The following is a 10,899-nucleotide window of genomic DNA, read 5'->3' as shown; positions in this document are numbered from 1 at the left end:
GGAGTGAGAGCGTGATACGACCAGGACAAGACAGCGCGCACGTCGGCAGCCGCATCGCAGCCGCTCAGCGCGCCGAGGCGGCCCTGGCCGCCGCCCAGTTCCCCGGCGAGAGCCGCCAGGGGGAAGGCCGAGCGGACCAGCGCCCGCGCGGCCGCGACGGACAGGGCCAGCGGCAGGCCGGCGCAGTGTCCGATGATCTCATCGACGGCTGCCGGCTCGGCGGCGACCCGGCCGGCGCCCAGCCTGCGTGCGAGGAATTCACGCGCCTCCGCGACGGTGAGCGCGTTGAGGTGGACCGGGCGGGCCCCGTCGGTGGCGATCAGGCCGGACAGCCGGTTCCTGCTGGTGACGATCACCATGCAGCCGGGGCTCGCGGGAAGCAGCGGGCGCACCTGCCGGGCGTCGCGGGCGTTGTCGAGCACGAGCAGCACCTGCCGCCCTGCCAGTCGCGTGCGATACCAGGCCGCGAGAGCGTCGGCATCCTGCGGCAAGCCCATGGGATCGCACCCCAACGACTCCAAAACCGTGCGCAGGGCCCGATCCGGGGAGAGGGGCAGTCCAGCCGGGCCGAAACCCCTGAGGTTGATGTACAGCTGGCCGTCAGGGAAGCACGCGGCAACGCGGTGCGCCCAGTGCACCGCGAACGTGCTCTTGCCCACTCCGGCCATGCCGGTGATGACGCCCACCCCGACCTGAGCGGGTAACCCGTCCTCCCCGTCGAGCATCAGATCGACCTGGGCGAGCTGCTCCGCACGCCCCACAAAAGCCGGCAGATCGACGGGAAGCTGTGCGGGCGCCGGCCGGCGGGGCGCCGGCTGCAGTGCGTGCGGGTGTGCGGCTGCCCGCGGCGTGGTCAGCGCGACGTCCGCCCGCAGGATGCGCTCATACATGTTCCGCAGCTCAGGTCCCGGATCGATCCCCATCTCCTCGGCGAGGAGCGAACGGGCCTCGCTGAAGGTCATCAGTGCCTCGGCCTGCCGCCCTGACCGGTACAGGGCGAGCATCAGCATCTCCCTGAACCGTTCATCCAGCGGATGCTCGGCCACCAGAGCGGCCAGCTCCCGTGCGATGTCCGCGTGCTCGCCCAGGTCGAGCCGGACCGCGAAAGCCGCTTCCAGGGCCGAAAGCCGCAGCCGTGCAAGCCAGTTGCGCTGCGCCTGGGCGTACTCCCCGCGGATACCGGCCAGCGCTGTCCCCTGCCAGCGAGCGACGGCGTCTTTCAGGTACCGGGCAGCGGCCCTGGCGTCGTCGTCGCGCCGCGCCCGGTCCGCCCGCGCAACCAGATCACGGAAAGCGCTCAGGTCACACGAGTCGGGACAGACGGACATCTGATAGCCGCCCCCCACGGAAACAATCGCCGACGGCCCGAGCAGCTGACGCAGCCGATACACATAGGTGCGCAGCGAACTCACCGCCGAACCCGGCGACCCGGTGCCCCAGACGGCGTCCACCAGCGCCTCAACTGAAACCTGCGCGCCCTCGCCGAGCAAAAGCACGGCGAGAACCGCACGCTGCTTCGGAGGCCCGAGGTCAACCTCGTCCGACCCGCGCCAGGCACGGACCGGCCCCAGAACAGCGAAGCGCAGCTGCTCCCCCACTCACGTTCCCCCCTGCCCGTACCGCCTGCCGTGCCATCCACCGGAGTCTGCTCGGGGCCATGGATGACATCGCGGCGGGCCGTCGGCGGGGCTGCCTGCGACGCTACGACCCACCGACCGGATGAACCATGACCGGGCGTCCGCAGAACCTGCGCGATCGTCCAAGACGTCACCGGCGGCCCCGCAGCGCTGAGACGGCCCCGGCCCCCGCCCAGGAGACGCTCACAGGGAAGCGGAAGCCGACGAGGCCGGAAATAGACAGCCATCACCTTCCCCGAACCGCGGGCCGGCCGTGGCATCCCCGACGACCACGACTTCCAAGCCCTGCCCGACGAGCTCGCCCAGGCGGCCCTCGACACAGAGACCGGCTGCCACGCCGGCAAGCAGAACCTGCGAGATGCCGCGCTCGCGCAACCGAAGAACGAGGTCGTACGACTCCGGCCCAACGATCCTGTGCGGCCAGGCGATGACGGCCGTACCGTCCAGGATGTGCTCCCGTACCCCGGGCAGGAAGCCGGCCTCCGGAGCCGGTGAATGCGTCGAGGAGGAAGGCCCTCAGCGCCTGAACATACCGACGCAGTACATGTACTGCTCGACAGGGCCGCCGAACTGCCAGGCGTCGTCAGACGGGTAGTAGTAGTGAGGCGAGACTAGGTGGCCTTCACCCTGGCCAGGATGATCCGGCACCACAAGGCCCACGCCCGCAGCGCCGAACGACACCGCACCCACCCCTCCAGCGCAGCCCGCTCCTCATCCGACAGCCTCAACCCGGACTCCGGCCCCCCAGCCCGCGCAGGCCCACACATCTGAACAGAATTCCTGACCCAGAAGATCAGCGTGTGCCGAAAGCGCCCGCAGCACGGTGGCCCTGGGGCGGACCCCCACCCCTGCGCCGTCAACTACCCGGAGAAACGACGACTTCCAGCGCCCGGGGCATCGGATAGGCGCGCTCCGCAGGAAACAGCCGCCGCGCCCTGGCGGCGTGCCCGGTCTGTATCAGTGCCGACGCCTTGCGGATCCGGGGGTCAGATCGGTGAGATTGACGATCCAGTCGTCACTGAACGTGCGGATCAGATGGCGGCCGATACCGACCTGGATGCTGTAGTGGTTCAGAGCCGCTCCGCGCGGCGAGCGCTCCGGGTCCCACTGGACATGCACGGCAGCCCGCGCCACCGCCGCCGGATCGGCGGTCGTCAGCACGGCCCGGGACAGAGCCTCCTCCCAGCCCTCCCGAGTCATCCGCACCGCAAGAACACGTTCCTGACCAGCCTTACGGGCCCAGTTACGGCGGTGCATCAGCCACATCAACGACGGCTTGATCCACGTCATTCGGTCAAACGAGAACGGCGCAACAAAGCGACCCGCCCGCAGCGCCCCCTCAGCAATCACAGGCGCATACGCCTGATACACCACGATCGAGCGAGCATCATAGTCGGCACGAACCTGATATCGGGGCGTCATGCCCCACACCCTGCCACCCAGCCCACCAGCCCAACCAACCGATATTGCCTTAGAACGGCTAACACAATGAGTCGGGGTGGTGGAAGTCCGGCTGTTGTCACGGAGGCAACCCTCGGGTGCCCTTGCGGACCGTGCCTTTGAACTCCGCGGTCAACAGGTTCTTCGCGCCTCTGAAATCGGCGCCGGTCAGGTCCGCGTCGGTGAAGTCCGCGTCGCGGAGATCGACCTGTCTCAAGTCCGCTCCGCGCAGGATGGCCTGGGTCAGGCTGGCACGGACGAGACTGGCCCGCTGCAGACGGGCATCCTCCAATGCGGCTCTTGTCAGGTCCGTCTCGTCGAAGTGCGCCCTCGCCGCCTGGATCCGCCTCAGGTGGCGTGCTCGAGGTGCGACCGACTCAGGTCGGCATCAGTCAGGTCGGCGTCCGCCAACTCAGCCTGGTTCAGAGTTGCTTCCTGCAGAATTGTGCGCGCCATGACCGCCCCGACCAGATGGGCATGCTCCAAGTCCGCGCTGAATAGGTCAGCGTCGCTGAAGTCGGCCTCCGGGAAATTGATACCGATCACGTGTTGGCGGGCCCGGTCCCACATCCCCATGTAGATCAGGTTGCGGAGGCGGACGTTGCGCAGGTTGAAGTCGCCGCGACCGTCACGCGTGGGATCCCGGTTGGCCAGTACCGTCATGGCCGCCTGGACGTCCGCGGCGGGGCGGGCATCAGCTGAGCCGCCCGGCTGCCCGTGAGTGTGCTCACGGACGTAGGCCGTCAGCAGGGTGACGACGGTGGGGTGGTCGTGCGGCGAATCTCGCATGAGGCGCTCCAGGCCGTAGATGCCGCCGAGGCGGACGTCCACGGCCGGCGAGGAGAGGTTGCCGATTGCTGCATTGAACCGGCCGGTGACCTGCCCACGCTCGGCGATCCGCAACTGTTCGCCGGACTGCTCGACCGAAACCCAGGTGAACAGCAAGGCGGCAAGAGCTGCGATCCCCGGTAGCGATGCCGCCGCCAGCGCCGCCCACTGCAGGCGGTTTCCCTCCGTATGGTCGCCCGTGCGAGGACGTGCCCGCCTTTGGCTTCCGTGACGTGCGCCGCGGTGAGAGATTCGGCGCAGCTGCGCCAGGGTGCTCAGCCTGGTCATACGGGCCATGGAACCCCGAAACCAGGGAGGATCGGCGTTCTGGCAGCGCGGCGGACGACAGCTTCGGGCGAACGGCCGAATTCTCACCCGGATCCGCTAACACAGTGAGCGGATCTGGCGCAGGGTGATCAGGCAGCAGGCGAGGTTGAGGAAGGCTACGTGGATATCAGCCCTGCGTTCCCAGCGCACACGCAGGCGCCGGAAGCCATGCAGCCACGCGAACGTGCGCTCTACGACCCAGCGGTATCGGCCCAGTCCACTGCCATGGGGTGTGCCCCGGCGGGCCACGACAGGGAGAATCCTGCGCGCGCGGATCCGCTCGCGCCGATGTTCGTGACGTACTCGTACTGGCCCCATTCCGAGCAGGTCTGCCGCTGCGTCGCTGATCCAGGCGTCGTCCAGGGCCGCATCGTCGTCGTTGGCCCATGCCTGGACGATTCGGTCCAGTGGCGGACGTTGAGGCCACTGGCACCGTACTTGCCGAACTCGATGTTGCGTTCAGGCATGGCTTCCGGTCCTCTGCATGGTGATCAACCAGGGTCCTTTGCGTGATCGAGGTCTGTCCGGATTCATCCGGTGATGCCGAAGGCGGTCAGGGGCCTTCGCCAGTCGTGGGCGGCGTGACGTAGGGCGGAGGCGATGTTGGTGTGGCCGTCCTGACGGTGGACGCCGATGGCGAGGTTGCACAGGCTGGCCATGATGCGCGGGAGAGGGAGGTGGAGGACTCGCGTCGTATCTGGTGATCAGGAGGCATCAGATCTGCCAGTGTCTGTCCCAGGGAATCACCGACGCGAGATACGTGCCCATGTCGTTGAGGATCGCCGGTTCCGGCAGCCGTAGCAGACCGAATCCGGCCCCCGCCAGCAGGCCGTACAGAATGACCTTGCGTCCCTCTCGCCCCATCCCGCAGGCCCTGCTAGCCCCGAGATACAGCGTGGTGACCAGAAGGGCGGTCACCCCGAAGTACACCCGCAGCTTCCAGTCCTCGGGCGGGTCCGGAGCCATGCAGGCGGTCCCGAACGCGTTGGCCGCCACCGCCACGGCGAACGGCAGGACGGCGAGAAGGGCGATGAAGGGCAGCCGGAGCAGCGCGGTCAGCACCCAGTCGACCGCAGTGCGCACCGCGTCCACGACGACCCGCGCGAACTCGGTCAGGCCATCGGCGACGACCCGCGTGAGGTCGGCCGAGCGGACGGCGATGCGCACGCTCACGTCCCACGCGACCTCACCGAAAGCCAGAAGGCGATGGCGCGGATGAAGGCTCAGGCTCCGTGCGAGAGCGAGTCTCACATCGCTCCCAGTGCCCTGCCGGGCGGTGATGGCCGTGGCCCGGCGTGCGGCGAGCAGACGCAGCCTGCCCGAGAGGGTCTCGGTCTCGGCCAGCAGCGTCAGCTGGGACCGGGCGCCGGCTTGGCTCAACTGCGTGATGAGTTCACGACGCTCGCCGTCGTCCCGTGTGCCGTCGAGGATCATCGCGCTGACCGTGTCGGACCACCAGGGCGATGTGTCCGGTGCGGGGAGTCCTCCCGCGGGTACCGGAAGCCACCACGAGGCCGTGTACTCCAGCAGCAGGCTGCGTGCGCCCTGCAACAAGTCGGGGTCGTTCAGCAGGTCCGTCAGAGCCGCCTGGGTCCCGGTCCGGGGCTCGGGGGACGACGGCAGCCGGTGCGCGGCGGAGCGCCGGACCTCGATCGTGGCGGAGTGATCGTTGAGGATCGACAACAGCATGTCCGTGATGTGGCGGCCCTTCACGGCCGGTACATATTCCAGGGCCTGCATCTTCAGCGCGGAACTCGCCTCGGGATCCGCAGCGGCGGCCACCAGCAGCCGCTCGCGCCGCTTGGCGTTCTGGACGGCTTGTGCCGCATCGATCCGCAACTGCACGGGCAGCCCCGGATCTTGGCCCAGGCCGCCGAGCACGGCGTCCGCGCGTGGACCTCGGTAGGACGGTGACTGAAGCAGGCTGAGGGCCCGGATGGAGTCGTTCGGAGGCGGTCCGCCACGGATCAGTTCCGCCAGCGACGCCGTGATCGTCTCGGCATACCTTCCGTCCAGGTTCTCGGCCGCCAGGATCCGCGCATCGCTCGAGGCGCCGGTGTCGGTCAACCGGGCCAGGAGGGCTTCGGGGCCCTCCGGAAGCTGAAGCCGGAGCATGGTCCTGGCGGCGTCGAACCAGGCCGCCGAGGCGGTTTCGGGGCCCCTCGCGATCTTGATTAGGATTGCTTTCCCGTACGCCTCACCTCGTCGGACCAGTTCCTCTGCGGCCGGGATGGCGTTGCGGGCAGTGGAGTCGGTCGCCATGGCGCGCAGAACGTCGATGCCACGACGGTCTCCGAGGTCGGCGAGGCCACAGGCCGCGTTCAGCCGATGGTCCGTACTTCGGTGGTGCTCCGCCGTTTCGGCGAGGATCTTGACGCCCCGCTCGTCCCCCATCCGGACCAGGGCGACCGCCGCCTCGTGGTCCAGGGCGAGGGCGGCGCCGTGCAGCACGGAGATGGCCGTGTCCCGAGCTTCCTCGTCGACCACCGAGCCGTCGGCGACGAGGGTGGCGATGAAGGTCGCGCCGCTGTCACGCACCGCCAGTCGGCGGAGTGTCGACTGGAGTCCGCGCTGCTTCTTCTTCTGCTGCCCCCAGGCGTCGATCAGGAAGCGGACCACGGAGGTCGCCGCCGGATCGTAGCCGCGCGCGAGGCCCAGGGCCCAGGAAGGCCATCGTGGGTCGTGGCCGAAGACCCGGCGGAACTCCCTGGTGCTGAGCCGGGGGTTCCCGGCGATCCGTCGCGCGGTGAGGTACTCGGCGAAGGTCTGGTGGATGAAGTCGAAGTCGTTGCGCCGCTGGCGCAACAGTCCGCTGGCACGGAGGAGTTCGGGAAGCGCGTAGGCAGACACGTCGGCCCAGACTGTCTCCGATATCTCCTTGGGCCTGTCAGCGGCCGACCATGCGGTCAGGAGCTTCACGGCCGATCCCACGGTGCGGTTGTGGCGCTCGTAGGCGAGACGCTCGATCAGGCCGGGCAACATCTTGCGAAGACCGTGCAGCGCGGCGACGCCCTCGTCTGCGTGCTCTTCGGCAGTCTTGTGCTCAAGCTTGAGCCACGGTGAATCCCTCCGCTTCCAGCGTTTGCCGTGCTGGGTCGCCTCGACGAACGCCTCGTACACGGCGCTGCGGCCGCGGGGCAGCGGTTTGTTCTCGTCCTCCTTGAAGAGCTGGCACAGCATGGAGGCCATCAGCGGTGTCCGGGCCGGATCCGTCATCCCGGAGGCTTCCAGACGATGCTGGAAGCGATCCGCCGCATCGCGCGGATCGCTCACCTTCAGGGCCGTCAGCCAGCGCGTGGCGAACTCGGACAGCTGACGCGGGTCCAGCGGCAGCAGGTCGAACCTGCGCAGGTCGGTGGGCAGTTCTTCGGTCGGCAGAGGGCGCGTCGTCACCAGGAAGCGGTAGTTGTCGCCCACACTCAGCTCCCGCAGTGCGGTGATCCTCTCGATCACCCTCTTGCGGGCCTCCCGGCCGCCCACCTCGTCGAGCCCGTCGACGAGTACCAGCCAGCGCGTGGCCGGTACCGGGGGCCCGCCGAACCACTCGGGAGGCCAGCCCTGGGCCGAGGGAGCCAGGATCTCGTTCTTCACGGCTTCGGCGATCGCGGCCAGCGGAAAGTCCTTGTCCAGGTCCCGGGCGTCCACCCGGACGGGAACCAGGTCGTGCCAGTCCGGGTCCTTCCACTGGGCGGCCACCTCGGTGACGGCGTGCCGGAGCAGGCTCGACTTGCCCGAGCCGGGGGCACCGATCAGCAGGATGTCCTCGCCGAGCCCGAACAGATCCTTGGCCGGGATCCGCTCGTTCTCCGTGGTGCCCGGTTCCTCAGCGGACTCCTCCGAGCCGACGCTCGGGCTCACGTACACCATGGACAGGGTCTTGGGAGGCTCTCCCTCGATCATCGGATACGGGTGCTGTCCATCGGCCGCCTTGCGGGCGCCCTTCAGATAGTCCAGCAGCAGAGGGGTCGGTTGCCGCCATCCGCCGGCCTCCAGTTGGCCGGGGCTCAGCCGCCACGGCCAGTCGCCCTTGACGGCCGCCCGGTCAGCTCCTGGGGGGCAGCGCGCCAGGATCTCCGCCACCGGCACCAGGTGGACGCTGGTCTTGAGGTTGGAGGTGCTCACCATGCCGCACACCGCGCCGGTACGGAGGTTGATCATGGCGCTGCCGCTGTACCCCTCACCCAGCTCCCCTTCCGCGTGCGGCAGCCAGGGCGCGCCCGGCCGGTCGCTGTGCCGATCTGTGCCCTTGTAGCGCAGGGTTTCGGTCTGGCCGAGGAAGCCGCGGACCGGATGGCCGTACGTCCACAGGCCGTCGTCGATCTCGACCTTGCTCGACGTGAGGACCGGCTGGAGGGCTGGGGCGGGGGTGCCGGAGGTGTTGACGATGCGCAGCAGGACGAGGTCGAGCCCACCCTCGCGGTCCCGGACGTAGGAGCCGGCCACCGGCTCCAGGGTCAGGTCCCGGTCGAGGGCGACGACTCGGCCGCGTACCTGCTTCGGCAGCGCGCGCTCATCCTTGGCGACGACGTGCGCGCAGGTCGCGACCAGGCGGTCGGCGATGACGAATCCGGTGCCTATGTTGCCAGAGGGCGGTTCGAGCCGTACGGTCGCCGCCTTGAGTAGTCCCTCCCAGCCGGTCAGCTCGGCCGGGATCACGGAGTCGGCGGCTGCTCCCATTCCAGCTCCACCGTGAAGGCCGACGAGGTACGCGCCTTGCCGACCACGGCGACGACAGATCCAGATTCGAGCGCGAACTCGCAGCCGAACTGGACCCGCACGCGCGTGGCTTCGCTCTGCCGCAGCTGGGTCACCACGGCCCGTGCAGTGCTTGTCAGCCCTTCCAGGGCCTCGTCCAGCCGCCGCCGAACCCGCCCCGAGACCTCCCGCTCGTCGCCGTACCTGCTGTCCAGCTCTTGTACGGCCATGTAGACCCGCTGCCCGTCCACGTCGAGCAGGACCAGACGGTCGTCCGAGCCGTCCATGCGAACCGCGTCCTGCACGCTTCCCCCATACCCCTATGACTCCCCTTCGGGGAGTAGCGAGAGACATACCCAGCGTAGCGGCAACTCGCCCCGGAATTCAGTCGCTTGGGGATTTGGAAGCAGGTTGAAGTACTCGGATTATCCGGCGTCGTTGTATGCCCTGGCCACGGGCCGTTTCGTGATCATGTTTCGTCCGGAGTGCCGTGCCGTCTCGTCTTTGGAGGGGACATCCCGGTTCGGGCAGGGGGCGGACGCAGTGCAGGCGCGGTCTCAATGATCATGTGAGTGTCGAAGTCCCATGTACACCTGTCGAGTCCGTGCCTGCTCCTGCATCTTCTCCCATGCCCACCGCGCTGGCCCAACTGAGCCGGGCTGCCGCGCCCATCCCGCTGGCGGACGCGGTCGCACTGTCCGGTTTCCTGGATCTGGTGCCCGACCCGCGAGGCGTCCGTGGCCGCCGCTACCGGTTGTCCGCCCTGGTCGCCGCGGCCGCGGCGAGTGTCCTGGCCGGTGCCCGCTCGTTCACCGCAATCACGGAATGGATAGGCGACGTCCCCGCGTGGGCCTGCCGCGTTCTCGGCTTCCCCGCCGACCCGCTCTCCGGCACCGTGTCCGTCCCGCACCCCCACACCCTGCGCCGTCTGCTCGTCCAACTCGACGGCAACGCTCTGGACCGGGCGATCGGCGCCTTCCTCACCGCCCGCGCCGCCCCGGCCGGTCCCGGACTGCGGGCGATCGCCGTTGACGGCAAGGCCCTGCGCGGCTCGCGCACCCACGTCACCGGGCACGTCACCCTGCTCGCCGCGATGGACCACACCGGTCACGTCCTGGCCCAGCGCCGGGTCACCGACAAGAGCAACGAGATCCCCGCCTTCCGGCCCCTGCTGGACAGCGTCGACCTGACCGGCACGGTCATCACCGCCGACGCGCTGCACACCCAGCACGCTCACGGCACATACCTCCGCGAGCGCGGTGCCCACTACATCGCCCAGGTCAAGGCCAACCACCCCGGCCTGTTCGACAGGGTCCGCCGCCTGCCCTGGCGCGAGATCACGCTCGACCACTACGACCGCACCCGGGCCCACCACCGCCTGGAGATCCGGCGGCTGAAGACCGCCGCCTTCGCCCACCTCGAATACCCCGATGCCCGCCAGGCCCTGCAAGTCGTGCGCTGGAGGAAGAACTTCACCACCGGCAAGCTCACCATCGAGCGCCTCTACCTGATCACCAGCCTGCCGCCCGGCGAGGTTACCGGCGCCCAGCTCGCCAGCTGGATCAGAGGGCACTGGAAGATCGAAAACCTTCTGCACCACGTCCGCGACCGCACGTTCCGCGAGGACGACTCCAAGATCCATGTCGGCCATCTCCCGCGCGTCATGGCCGGCCTGCGTAACCTCGCCGTCGGCGTCCACCGTCAGGACGGCCACACCAACATCGCCTCCGCCCTACGTCACACCGCCCGCGACTGGCGAAGGCCCCTGGCCGCCCTCGGCATCACCGGATGAATCCGGACAGACCTCGATCACGCAAGGGACCCTGATTGTGAAATTGAAGTGCAATGCGCCCATCTGTGGGCGAGGCATCCCATAGAGCGAGTGGACCGCGGCGCGGGAGTGCCGGCCGCTGTGCTCGTGCGTCGATGCGCCACCCGACGAATACAGCCTCCGTCGGCACGCGCACCTCGT

Annotated in this window: 8 protein-coding genes and 2 pseudogenes; 1 reads left to right on the top strand and 9 read right to left on the bottom strand. The window is 68.9% G+C overall.

What is annotated here, in order from left to right; genetic code table 11:
* From ACFQ6S_RS42815 to ACFQ6S_RS42775, 9 genes and pseudogenes are all read right to left on the bottom strand, one after another.
* The coding region (locus ACFQ6S_RS42815; protein WP_383421796.1) for a BTAD domain-containing putative transcriptional regulator at nucleotides 1-1,598 on the bottom strand (1,598 nt) is incomplete at its 3' end.
* Between the two features lie 222 nt (nucleotides 1,599-1,820).
* On the bottom strand, nucleotides 1,821-2,048 hold the full coding sequence (locus ACFQ6S_RS42810; protein ID WP_383421802.1) for an isochorismatase family protein: 228 nt from the start codon (nucleotides 2,046-2,048) through the stop codon (nucleotides 1,821-1,823).
* Between the two features lie 445 nt (nucleotides 2,049-2,493).
* A pseudogene (locus tag ACFQ6S_RS42805) lies at nucleotides 2,494-3,059 on the bottom strand (DUF4291 domain-containing protein).
* 97 nt (nucleotides 3,060-3,156) lie between these two features.
* Nucleotides 3,157-3,420: a pentapeptide repeat-containing protein gene (locus tag ACFQ6S_RS42800; protein WP_383421799.1), complete on the bottom strand. Its 264-nt coding sequence runs from the start codon at nucleotides 3,418-3,420 to the stop codon at nucleotides 3,157-3,159.
* A 5-nt stretch (nucleotides 3,421-3,425) separates the two neighbouring features.
* Complete coding sequence (locus tag ACFQ6S_RS42795) at nucleotides 3,426-4,193, bottom strand: pentapeptide repeat-containing protein (protein WP_383421793.1); 768 nt, start codon at nucleotides 4,191-4,193, stop codon at nucleotides 3,426-3,428.
* A gap of 96 nt (nucleotides 4,194-4,289) precedes the next feature.
* Nucleotides 4,290-4,517, bottom strand: a pseudogene (locus ACFQ6S_RS42790) (transposase); the annotation flags it as partial.
* A gap of 245 nt (nucleotides 4,518-4,762) precedes the next feature.
* Nucleotides 4,763-4,891 carry a hypothetical protein gene (locus tag ACFQ6S_RS42785; protein ID WP_383421790.1) on the bottom strand — a complete coding sequence of 43 codons (129 nt, stop codon included), beginning with the start codon at nucleotides 4,889-4,891 and terminating at the stop codon, nucleotides 4,763-4,765.
* Nucleotides 4,892-4,946: 55 nt separating this feature from the next.
* Entirely contained in the window at nucleotides 4,947-8,909 is a 3,963-nt protein-coding gene (locus ACFQ6S_RS42780; protein WP_383421787.1) for a trypsin-like peptidase domain-containing protein, read from the bottom strand.
* Nucleotides 8,885-9,232 carry a CU044_2847 family protein gene (locus tag ACFQ6S_RS42775; RefSeq protein WP_383421784.1) on the bottom strand — a complete coding sequence of 116 codons (348 nt, stop codon included), beginning with the start codon at nucleotides 9,230-9,232 and terminating at the stop codon, nucleotides 8,885-8,887. The genes ACFQ6S_RS42780 and ACFQ6S_RS42775 overlap by 25 nt, the downstream gene beginning before the upstream one ends.
* Nucleotides 9,233-9,555: 323 nt before the next feature.
* Here ACFQ6S_RS42775 and ACFQ6S_RS42770 point away from each other — a divergent pair, with 323 nt between their 5' ends.
* On the top strand, nucleotides 9,556-10,719 hold the full coding sequence (locus ACFQ6S_RS42770; RefSeq protein ID WP_383421781.1) for an ISAs1 family transposase: 1,164 nt from the start codon (nucleotides 9,556-9,558) through the stop codon (nucleotides 10,717-10,719).
* Nucleotides 10,720-10,899: the final 180 nt, after the last annotated feature.

Origin of the sequence: Streptomyces sp. NPDC056479, assembly GCF_042795335.1 — a bacterium.
Classification (GTDB): domain Bacteria; phylum Actinomycetota; class Actinomycetes; order Streptomycetales; family Streptomycetaceae; genus Streptomyces.
This window is presented reverse-complemented; position numbering and strand designations above follow the sequence as displayed.